General features: G+C 65.2%; 14 protein-coding genes. 7 read left to right on the forward strand and 7 right to left on the reverse strand.

Translation table 11 applies throughout. From position 1 onward, the window contains the following. Positions 1–72: 72 nt before the first annotated feature. Genes NAO55_RS09280 through NAO55_RS09290 form a run of 3 tightly spaced genes read right to left on the reverse strand, consistent with a single transcriptional unit; the run spans position 73 to position 1,746 of the window. On the reverse strand, positions 73–657 hold the full coding sequence (locus tag NAO55_RS09280) for an LON peptidase substrate-binding domain-containing protein (RefSeq protein ID WP_102838772.1): 585 nt from the start codon (positions 655–657) through the stop codon (positions 73–75). Between the two features lie 10 nt (positions 658–667). Continuing rightward, positions 668–1,387, reverse strand: a complete 720-nt coding sequence (locus tag NAO55_RS09285) for an LrgB family protein (protein WP_063540840.1) — start codon at positions 1,385–1,387, stop codon at positions 668–670. After that, the gene (locus tag NAO55_RS09290; protein WP_102838773.1) at positions 1,384–1,746 is read right to left on the reverse strand and encodes a CidA/LrgA family protein; all 363 of its coding nucleotides are present in this window, start codon (positions 1,744–1,746) and stop codon (positions 1,384–1,386) included. Before NAO55_RS09290 ends, NAO55_RS09285 begins: the two co-directional genes overlap by 4 nt. 191 nt (positions 1,747–1,937) lie before the next feature. Here NAO55_RS09290 and NAO55_RS09295 point away from each other — a divergent pair, with 191 nt between their 5' ends. From NAO55_RS09295 to NAO55_RS09305, 3 genes are all read left to right on the forward strand, one after another. After that, positions 1,938–2,393, forward strand: coding sequence for a MaoC family dehydratase (locus tag NAO55_RS09295; RefSeq protein WP_102838774.1), 456 nt, complete (start codon positions 1,938–1,940; stop codon positions 2,391–2,393). Between the two features lie 77 nt (positions 2,394–2,470). After that, positions 2,471–4,144 carry a C13 family peptidase gene (locus NAO55_RS09300; protein WP_102838775.1) on the forward strand — a complete coding sequence of 558 codons (1,674 nt, stop codon included), beginning with the start codon at positions 2,471–2,473 and terminating at the stop codon, positions 4,142–4,144. A gap of 19 nt (positions 4,145–4,163) precedes the next feature. Further along, positions 4,164–4,805 (forward strand): oxidoreductase, encoded by a 642-nt coding sequence (locus tag NAO55_RS09305; RefSeq protein WP_063540836.1) that lies wholly within the window; start codon positions 4,164–4,166, stop codon positions 4,803–4,805. 158 nt (positions 4,806–4,963) lie between these two features. Here NAO55_RS09305 and orn read toward each other — a convergent pair whose 3' ends face one another. Both orn and NAO55_RS09315 read right to left on the reverse strand, forming a co-directional pair. Then, positions 4,964–5,506: an oligoribonuclease gene (orn, locus tag NAO55_RS09310; RefSeq protein ID WP_102838776.1), complete on the reverse strand. Its 543-nt coding sequence runs from the start codon at positions 5,504–5,506 to the stop codon at positions 4,964–4,966. Positions 5,507–5,534: 28 nt separating this feature from the next. Continuing rightward, entirely contained in the window at positions 5,535–6,338 is an 804-nt protein-coding gene (locus NAO55_RS09315) for a class I SAM-dependent methyltransferase (protein WP_102838777.1), read from the reverse strand. A 117-nt stretch (positions 6,339–6,455) separates the two neighbouring features. Between NAO55_RS09315 and rsgA the strand changes: the two genes are divergently transcribed. Continuing rightward, the gene (gene rsgA / locus NAO55_RS09320) at positions 6,456–7,487 is read left to right on the forward strand and encodes a small ribosomal subunit biogenesis GTPase RsgA (RefSeq protein WP_102838778.1); all 1,032 of its coding nucleotides are present in this window, start codon (positions 6,456–6,458) and stop codon (positions 7,485–7,487) included. A 12-nt stretch (positions 7,488–7,499) separates the two neighbouring features. Here the strand turns inward: rsgA and motB are convergent, their stop codons facing one another. Together motB and motA are read right to left on the reverse strand one after the other, a co-directional pair. Further along, the gene (gene motB / locus NAO55_RS09325; RefSeq protein ID WP_102838779.1) at positions 7,500–8,501 is read right to left on the reverse strand and encodes a flagellar motor protein MotB; all 1,002 of its coding nucleotides are present in this window, start codon (positions 8,499–8,501) and stop codon (positions 7,500–7,502) included. Between the two features lie 9 nt (positions 8,502–8,510). Then, positions 8,511–9,362, reverse strand: a complete 852-nt coding sequence (motA, locus tag NAO55_RS09330) for a flagellar motor stator protein MotA (RefSeq protein WP_102838780.1) — start codon at positions 9,360–9,362, stop codon at positions 8,511–8,513. A gap of 165 nt (positions 9,363–9,527) precedes the next feature. Between motA and NAO55_RS09335 the strand changes: the two genes are divergently transcribed. The 3 genes from NAO55_RS09335 to asd are packed head-to-tail and all read left to right on the forward strand — an operon-like array spanning position 9,528 to position 12,811. Continuing rightward, positions 9,528–11,042 carry an HDOD domain-containing protein gene (locus tag NAO55_RS09335; protein WP_102838781.1) on the forward strand — a complete coding sequence of 505 codons (1,515 nt, stop codon included), beginning with the start codon at positions 9,528–9,530 and terminating at the stop codon, positions 11,040–11,042. 48 nt (positions 11,043–11,090) lie between these two features. Continuing rightward, the gene (locus tag NAO55_RS09340) at positions 11,091–11,906 is read left to right on the forward strand and encodes a rhodanese-like domain-containing protein (RefSeq protein WP_102838782.1); all 816 of its coding nucleotides are present in this window, start codon (positions 11,091–11,093) and stop codon (positions 11,904–11,906) included. An 11-nt stretch (positions 11,907–11,917) separates the two neighbouring features. Next, a complete protein-coding gene (asd, locus tag NAO55_RS09345; protein ID WP_102838783.1) occupies positions 11,918–12,811 on the forward strand; it encodes an archaetidylserine decarboxylase in 894 nt (297 codons plus the stop codon). The last annotated feature ends 59 nt before the right edge of the window (positions 12,812–12,870 follow it).

The following is a 12,870-nucleotide window of genomic DNA, read 5'->3' on the forward strand; positions in this document are numbered from 1 at the left end:
CGACCTTTTCTAGCGACACCAATTGGCCGGTGCGGCTCCAGGTCAAGTCGCCCAACACTCGGGGCGTCAGGCCTAAGCCCCGTCCTGCAATTGCTCGAGCAGGCTCTGAATCTGCTCCAGCTGGAGCTCCGGCTTGTCCAGTCCCAGCAACTCGATTTTCTGCGTGGCCTCGAATGGCAGCAGGTAAGCCAGCTGATTGGCCAGGGTGGCCTGATCGTCGACGGGGCCGCCGAGCCCCAGCGTCTTGACCATCGGATGCTGACCGAGCGCCTCGAGCAGTACCAGCAGGTCGGCGTGCCGCTCGTTCAGCGGTTGCAGGGCGGGCTCAGCGCGCCAGGCGATCTGGGCGACGGTCAGCTGGTCGTCCTGCACTTCGGACGACTGAACATCGAAGCGTCGCCCGCCTTCCACGCGTATGCCCAACAGGCCATTGGACAACTGCTGCCAGTCCCGAATATGCGCCTCGCAGCCGATGCTGGCGAAGGCCGTTGGCGCCGCGCCGACTTCACGACCATCCAGAATGTGCACCACGCCAAAGCCATGACCAGCCTTTAAGCACTGGCTGACCATGTCCAGATAGCGCGCCTCGAATATCTGTAATTCGAGCGCACAACCGGGAAACAGCACGGTATCCAGCGGGAACAGCGGCAATCTCATGCGGACTCCATCACAGCAGCAGGGCGACCACCAGCGGCAACAGCACCGCGGTCAGCACCCCCATCAGACTCATGGCCAGCGCCGCGAAAGCACCGCACTCGTCGCTTTCCTGCAGCGCCTGCGCCGTGCCCACGGCGTGAGCGGTCAGCCCCAGCGCGATGCCGCGGGCTGCAGGATGCTGAACGCCAAACCGGCGCAACAGTTCCGGACCGATAATCGCGCCGAGCACACCGGTGATCATCACGAACACCGCGGCCAGGGCCACCACGCCACCGATCTGTTCGGCAACCAGCATGGCGATCGGCGAGGTCACGGATTTCGGCGCAAGGGTCATGAGGATCATCTCGTCGGCGCCGAACGCCCAGGCCAGGGCCATGCCCAGCGCCGTGGCGAATATGCCGGCGACCAGCAGGGTGACCACGATCGGCCCGAACAGCTCGCGGATGCGCCGCAGGTTGAGGTAAAGCGGCACGGCCAGGGCCACGGTGGCCGGCCCCAGCAGGATGGTCAGCCACTGGGCGCTGATGCGGTACTCCTCGTAGGCGATACCGCATGCCAAGAGGATGCCGACCACCAGCGCCATCGACACCAGCACCGGCTGTAGAAACACCCAGCGAGTCTTCTCGTAGGCGGCAAATGCCAGCTGGAACGCCGCCAGGGTGATGCCCACGCCGAACAGCGGATGGTGGATCAGCGCCTGCCAGGCCGCATACCAATGCAACTCGATCATGCCCCCTCCTGACGGCGCTGCTTGCGCCGGATCAGCGCCTGCATCAGCCAACCGGTGAAGACCAGCGAGATCACCAGCGAAATCACCAGCACGCCGATGATGGCCCAGAAATCGTCCAGGATCGCCTCGGTATAGGCCATCACACCCACTGCCGGGGGCACCAGCAGAAGCGGCAGATAGCGCAGCAGGCTACTCGCCGCCAGCTGAAGCGATTCGCTTGCCCTGCCACGCGCCAGCAGACCAGCGAACAACAGCACCATCCCAATGATCGGGCCTGGCAGCATGGGCAGAAACAGCACGTTCAGCACGGTGCCAAGCAGCTGGAATGCGACCAGCCAGGTCAGGCCTCTGAGCAGCATGGGAGCCTCCTGCAAAATGCGGACAGTATAAGGGCCAATGCTGCCAGCTGCCTGCGCGGCGCTATGACGGGCCATTCGCGCTGCCGATGCTGGTTTGCAGTGGCTGGCGCACGTGCTGATCTAGCCCCGGTGCAGTCGCCCACTGCCCCTGGCCGCTCATCCTGCAATCACAAGAACAACCCGGAGGATTCATGCCACAGGTACCCGTCGCACAACTGAAGGACTTCATCGGCAAGGAACTCGGTCACTCCGACTGGCTGACCATCGACCAGCAGCGTGTCGATCAGTTTGCCGACTGCACCGGTGACCACCAGTTCATCCATGTCGACGCCGAGAAGGCCGCGCAGACCCCATTCGGCGGCACCATCGCCCACGGCTTCCTCTCACTGTCGCTGCTGCCGATGCTCTCCGGTGACCTGATGGTGGTTCCGGAGGGCACGCGGATGGGCGTCAACTATGGCCTGGACAGCCTGCGCTTCATCCAGCCGGTACGCGTCGGCTCGCGGGTGCGGCTGGGGCTGACGCTGATCGATGCCCACGAGAAGAATCCCGGTCAGTGGCTGCTCAAGGCGCGCGCGGTGATGGAGATCGAAGGCTCGGAGAAACCGGCCTACATCGCCGAAACCCTGGCTCTGTGCGTCCTCTGAGCGGCAACCCTGCGCGATTGTCGCAGCCCGCCCGGTTTGCGGCATACTGCGGACGTCCTGCCTGAGCGGATGTCCGCATGCTGCGTCTTCTTCCCTTCCTGTTACTCGGTCTGCTCACCGCCTGCGGCGAGGGCGAGCCTCTAACCCCTGCCGATGGAGTGCTGCCGGACGGCGGCCGCTACCGCGGCGAGATCGTCGACGGCCTGCTGCAGGGCAGCGGACGTATCGATTACCCGAACGGCAGCTACTACTTCGGCGAGTTCAAGGACGGCCAGTGGCATGGCTTCGGTACCTGGAACGGCGCCACCGGCGATCGCTACGAGGGCGAGTTCAAGCATGGCCTGTTCGACGGCCTCGGCCGCTTCAGCTACGCCGAGGGCGGCGTCTACGAAGGCGAATTCCAGGCCGGTCGCATGCACGGCCACGGCCGTTTCAGCCAGGACGGCACGGTCTACGAAGGCGAGTTCCGCAATAACCTCTACCACGGCCAGGGCAAGCTCGAGTATGCCGATGGCTACGTCCATCAGGGCCAGTTCAGCCAAGGCCAGCCGGATGGTCCTGGCACCCGCAGCGACGTCGATGGCCAGCTCAGCGGCGATTTCAGCGCCGGCAGCCTGAACGGCGAAGGCAGCTACGTAACCGGCCAGGGCGAACGCTACAGCGGCCAGTTCGAGAATGACCAGTTCCATGGCCAGGGCCGCTACGAGGACAGCGACGGCAACGTCTGGAGCGGTACCTTCGTCCATGGCGAACTGAGTGGCACCGGCAGCCACCTCGCCAGCGATGGCAGCCGTTACGTCGGCCAGTTCCGCGGCTGGCGCTACCACGGCCAGGGCCGGCTCGACCGTGCCGATGGCAGCTTCTACACCGGCGGCTTCCGCCAGGGACGCTTCGCCGGCGAGGGTGCGCTGACCGATGCCGTAGGCCGCGAACTTCGCGGCACCTGGCACAACGGCCGGCGCATCCGCGACGAACAGGGCCACGCCCTGCCCGATCCGTTGGAGATCGCCCTGCTGGAGCAGGGTGACCTGCTCGACAGCGCCATCGAGGCACTGCCGCCATCCACCCCGGCGACCGAACTCTATACGCTGACGTTCGCCGGCGACGGTCGCCAGAGCGTGTTCATGCGCGAAGCGGATTACGTGCAGCGGCTGCTCGCCGAGCGCTTCGAGGCCCGGGGCCAGCTCAGCCTGGTCAACCATCGCGACCACCTGGCCGACCGCCCGCTGGCGACCCGGGAGAACCTGGCGCGGGCCATCCGTGCCCTGGCCGAGCGCAGCGGCGAGGAAGACCTGATCTTCCTCTACTTCACCAGCCACGGCTCGGCCGAGCACGAACTGGTGTTGAGCCAGCCGCGTCTGAGCCTGGACGACTTGCCCGCCGACGACCTTGCCGGGCTGCTCACGCCGCTGGCCGGGCGCAAGGCGGTGGTGGTGATATCCGCCTGCTACTCCGGTGGTTTCATCGAGCCGCTGAAGAACCAGCAGACGCTGATCATGACTGCCGCGCGTGCCGACCGGGTGTCGTTCGGCTGCTCCGAGCAGAGCGACTTTACCTACTTCGGCCGCGCGCTGTTCGCCGAAGCATTGCAGGAAACCGACGATATCGTGCAGGCCTTCACGCTGGCGGCGGCAAAGGTTGCCGAACGCGAGCAGGCCGACGACTATCAGGCATCGGAACCGCAATTATGGGCACCGGAACCGGTCGTCCAGCGCTGGCAGGAACTGCAGCAACGACGTGCCGCCCAATGATCGCCACAGGAGCACAACCATGTATTTGACGCCACAGCGCATTCTGCTTGCCGGCGCCACCGGACTCACTGGCGAGCACCTGCTCGATCGACTGCTCAACGAACCCACCGTAGAACGCGTGCTGGCGCCGACGCGCAAGCCGCTGGCCGCGCACCCACGCCTGGAAAACCCGGTCGGCGAGCTGCTAACAGTGCTGCCAACTCTGAGCGGCGCAATCGACACGGCCTTCTGCTGCCTGGGCAGCACACTCAAGCAGGCCGGCACCCAGGAAGCCTTCCGTGCCATTGATCATGACCTGGTGCTGGCATTCGCCCGCCGCGCCAAGGAAATGGGCGCCCGCCATCTGCTGGTGATCAGCTCACTGGGCGCCAGCACGGACAGCTCGATCTTCTATCTCAAGGTAAAGGGCGAGACCGAGGCCGCACTACAGCAGCAGGACTGGCCGCAACTGACCATCGCGCGCCCTTCGCAACTCATCGGCCCACGCCTGGAGTCGCGCCTGAGCGAGCGCATCGCCGCGCCGCTGTCGCAGCTGCTTCCAGGCAAGTACCACGGAATCGAGGCCTGCACGCTGGCGCGAGCGCTCTGGCGCCTGGCGCTGGAAGAAGGCGACGGCCTGCGCATCGTCGAGTCGGACGAACTGCGCAAATTGGGCAAGTAACTTTCGGCCGGACTTCTGGCCGTGATCGTCGCGAGGGCCGGCTTGCTGCCGGCTCGCAGGCGTAGCGTGGATGTCGCTGTTTACTTCCGGCTCGCCCGGCCGGGCGGATCGGTGCCGCGCGATCCACCCTGCGAACCTGCGCGAGCCTTAGTGGCCGCTCAAACCTTGATGAAGTGCTCGCGGTAATGCCGCAGCTCGGCGATGGAATCGCGGATGTCGTCCAGCGCCAGGTGAGTACCACCCTTCTTGAAACCTTCCATGATTTGTGGCGCCCAGCGTGCCGCCAGCTCCTTGAGCGTCGAGACATCCAGGTTGCGGTAGTGGAAATAGGCTTCCAGCGTCGGCATCTGTCGGTAGAGGAAACGACGGTCCTGGCAGATGCTGTTGCCACAGATCGGCGACTTGCCCTTGGGCACCCACTGCTCGAGGAACTCCAGGGTCATGCGCTCGGCCTCCGCCGTGGAAATCCGGCTCTCGCGCACACGCTGGGTCAGCCCCGAACCGCCGTGCTGGCGGGTGTTCCACTCATCCATGCCGGCGAGGACTTCGTCGCTCTGGTGCACGGCGATGACCGGTCCCTCGGCCAGCACGTTGAGCTGGCTGTCGGTGACGATGGTGGCCATCTCGATGATGACGTCGTTGTCCGGATCCAGACCGGTCATTTCCAGGTCGATCCAGATCAGGTTCTGCGGGTTCTGCATGAGGGGCTCCTTGGCTGTGCGGCGCAGTTTAGCCGCTCGCGCCGGCGCCGTCAGGTGGGCCGGCCGGGTACCAGATCAGCAAGCGTGAGCCGCGCCAGTCGCCGATCGGCAGCACTTCAGCCGGCTCGACACCGGGAACCGCGAAACTGTTGCTGATCAGCATCGCGCCGGGGCGCATTTCCGCTTGCGCCTTTTCCCACAGCGCCGCCATGGGCGCGGGTGAAAGGAAGCAGTAGACAACATCGTACTCGCCGAGATCGACGCGCCACAGGCTGAGCGGCTGGACCTGGCAGTTGCGCCGTGACAGACAGCGCAGCCAGGACAGGACGAAGGTCAGCGGTGCGGTTTCCACTCCGACGAAGCGCGCCGCCGGATATGCCCGTGCCAGCCGCACCAGGGTACCGGCCAGCCCACTGCCCAGATCGATCAGACGAAAATCGTTCGGCAGCACCGCCAGCCGCGCCCGCAACCGGCGCTCGGTCTGCGAGCCGGTCAGGTAGAGCGGCACCCGCTCACCGAAGGCGTTCCAGTTGAGCAGCAAGAGCAGCGCGAGGCCGCTCAGCGGCGCCCATGCCGGCACATTCAGGTCGCCGGACAGCAGCAGACCAGGCACGAAGAGCAGGTTGATCGGCAGCCACCAGACCGACAGGCCGAGTCGCGCCCCGATCAGTGCGGCCAGAGCGCCCTGCGCGAGCGCGGTGGGGAGCAGCCCCGGGCGCACGGCAAAGCCCCAGGCCAAGCCGAACGCCAGTAGCCAGACGAGTAACAGCGCCAGCAACTGGGCCAGCAGCGCGCGCAGAACAGGCAAGCGGGTAAGCGTGGTGGCGGACATGATCAGCGATCGTCGAACCAGGGCCGGTCAGTCTAACCGTCTGCCGACGCGCCATACAGGCCGCAGCCAGCCGGCATGCTAGACTCGCCCACCAAAACTGCGAGACAACCCCCACCCATGGCCAAACGCCAACTCAACCGCCGGCAGAGCTGGCGCATCGAGAAGATCCAGGAAGAGCGCGCCGCCCGTGCCGCACGCCGTGAGAGCCGTGCCCTCGAGGAGCTGGAAGGCGGCGACCTCGGCCCGGAACAGACCGGGCTGGTCATCGCGCATTTCGGCGTACAGGTCGAGGTCGAGGCACTGGAGGGCGAACACAGCGGCCAGGTGTTCCGCTGTCACCTGCGGGCCAACCTGCCGGCACTGGTCACCGGCGACCGCGTGGTCTGGCGCCCGGGCAACCAGGGCATCGGCGTCATCGTCGCGCAGCTGCCGCGACATTCGGAGCTGTGCCGGCCGGACATGCGTGGCCAGCTCAAGCCGGTGGCGGCCAATGTCGACCTGATCGTCATCGTCTTCGCACCGCTCCCCGAGCCGCACGCCAATCTGATCGATCGCTATCTGATCGCAGCCGAGCACGCTGGCATCGCGCCGCTGCTGCTGCTAAACAAGGCCGACCTGATCGACGAGCAGAACGAGGCAGCACTGAACCGCCTGCTGGACGTGTATCGCCAGCTGGATTATCCGCTGCTGGAGGTCTCGGCCCATGGCGGCGCCGGCATGGACGAGCTGAAGGCGCGCCTCGACGGTCACGTCAGCGTGTTCGTCGGGCAGTCCGGAGTTGGCAAGTCGTCGCTGGTCAACAGCCTGCTGCCGGGCGTCGATACCCGTGTCGGCGCGCTGTCGGAAATGACCGGCAAGGGTACGCATACCACCACCACCGCGCGGCTGTTCCACTTCCCCGGCGGCGGCGAGCTGATCGACTCACCCGGCATTCGCGAATTCGGCCTCGGCCACGTCAGCCGCGCCGATGTGGAGGCAGGCTTCATCGAATTCCAGGATCTACTCGGGCACTGCCGTTTCCGCGACTGCAAGCACGATCGCGAACCGGACTGCGCGCTGCTCAAGGCACTGGAGGAGGGGCGTATCCAGCCGCAGCGCATGGCCAGCTATCGACATATTCTCAGCAGCCTGCCGGAATCGGACTACTGATAAACGGGCTGATCAGCGCGCACCGGGCTCGCTGAACTTCAGCACTCCGTCTTCGAAGATATTCAACCGCTCGCGCAGCTGTTCGGGCTGCAACGGCTCCTCGACGGGTGCCGTCGCGCCGGGCGAAGACTGGGCAGGCGCCGCACCGCCCTCATCGTCGGGCTGCGCGCCGGGCTGCTCGCCCTCGATCGAACGCTGCGCTTTCTTCGTCAGCACCAGGATGTCGATGCGACGGTTCACCGGGTTGAACGGATCCTTGCGATCGAACAGTGCCGATGAGGCATAGCCCACCACCCGCGCAATCTGCTCCTCGGGATACCCACCTGCTACGAGCGTGCGGCGCGCGGCATTGGCGCGGCTGGCCGATAGCTCCCAGTTGCCGAAATCGCCGCGCCCGGAAAACGGCTTGGCGTCGGTGTGTCCGCTGATGCTGATCTTGTTCGGCACGGCGGCGATGGTGTCCACCAGCGCCAGCAGGATGTCCTCGAAGTAAGGCTGCAGCTGGGCACTGCCGAGGGCGAACATCGGCCGGTTCTCGGCATCCATGATCTGGATGCGCAAACCGTCCTGGGTAATCTCGAAGAGGATCTGATCCTTGAACTTCTGCAGTTCGGGGTTCTCGTCAACCTTGTTCTGCAGTTCCTGAAGCAGCAGCTCCAGCCGCTCGCGCTCGATCTGCTCGGCGAAGGTCTCGGCCTGCTGCGCGTCGATCTGCGCCTCGCTCTGCGCCGGCTCCAGCTCGGGGTTGAGGGTGCGATCCGGTGACGGCGTCGGCGTGCCGCCCAGGTCGATCACATGCGGGCTGGCGCTTTCGGTGAACCCGATGGGGTCCTGAAAGTAGCCGGAGATGAGCTTCTTCTGTTCCGGCGTGGCTGAACTCATCAGCCACATCACCAGGAAGAACGCCATCATCGCCGTGGCGAAGTCGGCGAAAGCGATCTTCCAGGCGCCACCGTGATGACCGCCCGCGACCTTATTGACCCGCTTGACGATGATCGGTTGGGTATTGTCCATGGCGAACCTTTAGCTGCCACGCATGGCTTGCTCGAGCTCGGCGAAGCTCGGGCGGTGCGCCGGATAGAGAACCTTGCGGCCGAACTCGACGGCCAGCGTCGGCGGCATACCCGAGGCCGAGGCGACCAATGTCGCCTTGATTGCCTCGTAGACGTTGAGCTCTTCCTTGGCGTCGTGCTCCAACGCCGCGGCCAGCGGCCCAAAGAATCCGTAGGAAGCAAGAATGCCAAGGAAGGTACCGACCAGTGCCGAGCCGACCTTGTAGCCGATCATGGCGTTATCCGCCTCGGCGAGGATCGACATGGTGATCACGATACCCAGTACCGCCGCGACGATACCCATCGCCGGCAAACCATCAGCGACCTTGCTGACGGCGTGAGATGGGTGCTCGAGTTCTTCCTTCAGGCTGTTGAGCTCCATGTCGAACAAGCCTTCGAGTTCGTGCGGCGCCATGTTGCCGGAGGACATGATGCGCAGATAATCGCAGGTGAAGGCGGTCATCCGCTCGTCCTGCAGGAAGCCGGGGTACTTGCTGAACAATGGACTGGCAGCCGGATCCTCAAGATCGGCCTCGATGGCCATCATGCCCTCGCGGCGGCTCTTGTTCAGGATCGAATAGAGCAGGCTGAGCACTTCCAGATAATAGGTATGGGTGAAGCGCGTGCTGAACATCTTCAGCGACTTCTTGAAAACGATCTTGGTGGTACTGCCGGGGTTGGCCTGCAGGAAGCCGCCCAGGGCGGCGCCGCCAATGATCATCACCTCGAATGGATGGATCAGTGCGCCGATCTTGCCGCCCGAAAGCACGAATCCGCCCAGCACACTGGCGAACACCACGATGATGCCGATTATCTTGACCATAGGAGGTACGTCTGAAACCTGGTTACGAGCCGTCCGGATCAGGGCAAAACAGCGCCCCGAGTCGTTACCAGACGACCTTGCAAAAGGAATGTTGGAAGAATTGTTCTGGTTATCGGAACTTTTGCGCCAGACTAAAGGCCATCCCGATGAAAAGCTAGTTCGGCCATGACCACCACGCCCCCGCTACCACGCACCCTGCCCGCCTGGATCAAGGCACTCGACGATGCTCCCCTGCCTGCCTTTGCTGCCGTTCATGAACGGGTTCGCCTGGCGTTGCGCGACAGCAGCAAGTCGATGCGGCAGATCGCCGAGCTCATCCAGGACAGCCCGGTGCTGGCGCTGCGCTTCATTCAGGAGGCCAACCGCGGCATCGGCGATGGCCAGCCGGCCGAAAGCCTGGAGGTCGCACTCAGCCGCATCGGCGTGCAGCGCGCCGAAGCATTGCTGGCGCGCATTCCGGCGATGGAGGCGGCCGACATGCCGCGACCGCTGCGGCAACTGGTGCTGATCAGTCGCCATGCCAGCCAGCAGGCCAACGGGCTGTTCGCCGCCCGCCTGGCCCGGCTGTGGCAGGACATCCACTGGGGCAGCCTGCTGTTTCTGGCGCCGGCCTGGGCACTGATCGGCACCTATCCGCATCTGCTGGAAAGCTGGGAACAGCGGGTATTGGTCAAGGGCGAACCAGCCAGCCGCGTCGAGCGCGAACTGCTCGGCGTTTCCCTGCTGGAGCTGTGCCTCAGGCTTGCCGAGCATTGGCGTCTACCCGACTGGATCGCTCAGGGCTATCGCCTGCTCGGTGCCGATCGGCGCCGGCTGATCAGGGCCCTACATATCGCCCACGACAACGAACACCCGCTGCACCAGCAGCAGATGCTCGACGCCGACCCCGAGCTACGCCGCTGGCTTACATTGCCGAGCAACACCATCGTGCTGGCCAACGGCTTGGCGCTATCGGCACACCACAGCTGGAGCGGCGTGCACAGCCTGCGCTGGCAGCGGCTGGCCGGACTGTACCTGCAGGTGCCACTGGACGAGATGCAACAAATGGTGCACCAGCAAGCGGTCATCAGTGCCCGCGAGTTCGGCCCGACCGACCTCTGGCACCCGGCCCAGGGCCTGCTGTGGCCAACCGGCAGCCGCTTCCAGACCCTGCGCGAAGCACCGACCCCGAGCGCGGCCGACCTGGCAGAGTGGCGCGACCAATGTCGCCGCCTGCTGGGCGATCCCTCACCGTTCAGCAACATCCTGCAACTGACTGCCACAGCCAGCCGCGCACTGAACTGCGCCGGCCTTCAGCGCTCACTGGTGATGCTGGTCGACCGCAAGCAGAATCGCCTGCTCAGCCAGCAGGGCAACGGCCTGCCTGCCGATGCCGCGCGCCTGACGCTCGCTCCGGAGCAGAGCCAGATTGTTCGGCGCCTGCTGGAAAAACCTGCCCAGCTGCGACTGCAACCATCCAACATGGCGCAGTTCTCGGCCCTCCTGCCCGGCACGCTCAAGAAACTGTTCGCCGGCGAGCACCTGCTGTTGCGCTCGCTGGGAGTCGACGGGCGAGTGCTGATGCTCATCGTTGCCGATCAGAACGGCGCGCCCATGTCGGACGCGGTACTGCAAACATTCGTTAAAACATCCCAGTGCATCGAGCGCGCACTGAGCAACTTCAGCAGGCGCGGGGGCTGATCTTTTTCGCTAGACTTCGTCCCTTCCATGACTGAGTCGAGGCCCGCCGTGTCCGTCTTTTCCCACCTGCCGCTGGTGATCGAGCCTGCCGATCTGGCCGCTCGCCTCGATGCGCCGGAACTGATTTTGGTCGATCTGACGAGCGCCGCTCGCTATGCCGAAGGCCATCTGCTGGGTGCTCGCTTCGTCGACCCCAAGCAGACCCAGCTCGGCCAACCGCCAGCGCCCGGCCTGCTTCCCGACATCGCGCAGCTGCAGCAGCTGTTCGGCGCACTGGGACATCGCCCCGACGCGGTCTATGTGGTCTACGACGACGAGGGCGGCGGCTGGGCCGGGCGCTTCGTCTGGCTGCTGGATGTGATCGGCCATCACCACTACCACTACCTCAACGGCGGCCTGCACGCTTGGCTGGCCGAGGGTCGGTCACTCACCCAGCAGGTACCCGCGGCCGCCGCCGGCCACCCGAGCCTGACGCTCGACGAAGCACCCACCGCCACCCGCACCTACATCGAGAGCCGCCTCGGCGCGGACGATCTGGCTATATGGGACGCTCGCTCACCGGCTGAATACCGCGGCGAAAAGCTGTTCGCCGCCCGCGGTGGCCACATCCCCGGGGCGGTCAACTTCGAGTGGACCGCCGCCATGGACCCAGCACGTTCGCTGCGCATCCGCGAGGACATCGCCGAGCACCTGCGGGCACTCGGGATCGTGCCGGAGAAGGAAATCATCACCCATTGTCAAACCCACCATCGCTCAGGCCTCACCTACCTGATAGCCAAGGCGCTGGGCTATCCGCGCGTCAAAGGCTACGCCGGCTCCTGGGCCGAATGGGGCAACCTGCCTGACACCCCGGTGCAGCAATGAAAAGGACCAACATGAAAGAACGCCTGTTCGTCGCCAGCCAGTATCTGCTGCCGCATCACCTGATCTCACGACTGGCCGGCTGCCTGGCCGAATGCCGGCTGCCCTGGGTGAAGAACACCTTCATCAAGTGGTTCGTCCGCCATTTCCAGGTCGACATGCGCGAGGCCCAGACGGAAGAACCTACGGCCTACGAACATTTCAACGCCTTTTTCACCCGCGCGTTGAAAGACGACGCGCGCCCGCTGGACACCACGCCTGGCGCCATCCTCAACCCCTGCGACGGGGCCATCAGCCAGCTAGGCCGCATCGAGCAGGGGCGCATCTTCCAGGCCAAGGGGCACAGCTTCAGCGCCATGGAGTTGCTCGGCGGCGATCATGAGCGCGCGGCGCCGTTCATGGGCGGCGCATTCGCTACCGTGTACCTGTCGCCCAAGGATTATCACCGTGTGCATATGCCGGTCAGCGGCACGCTGCGCGAGATGGTCTATGTACCGGGACGGATTTTCTCCGTGAACACCGTTACCGCCCAGGGGGTACCGGAGCTGTTCGCGCGCAACGAGCGGGTGGTCTGCCTGTTCGATACCGAGCATGGGCCGATGGCGATGGTGCTGGTCGGCGCGATGATCGTTGCCAGCATCGAAACGGTCTGGGCCGGACTGGTCACGCCGCCCAAGCGCAGCCTCCGGACCTTCCGTTACGACGAAGCCGCGCGCGCGCCGATCCACCTGGAAAAGGGTACGGAAATGGGGCGCTTCAAGCTTGGTTCGACCGTCATCCTGCTGTTCGGTCCGGACCGTGTCCGCTGGGCCGAGCAGCTCGGCCCGCTAAGTCCCGTGTGCATGGGCCAGGCCCTGGGGCAGGCGGAATCGAGCGCAGTGGTCGCCGAGCCGCTCGACCAGCTCTAACGGCCTCAGCCGACGTTCGGCCGGCAGCTGCTACCGAATGTCGGCTAATATCACCAGGC

Source organism: Stutzerimonas frequens (assembly GCF_024448335.1).
Lineage (GTDB): Bacteria > Pseudomonadota > Gammaproteobacteria > Pseudomonadales > Pseudomonadaceae > Stutzerimonas > Stutzerimonas frequens.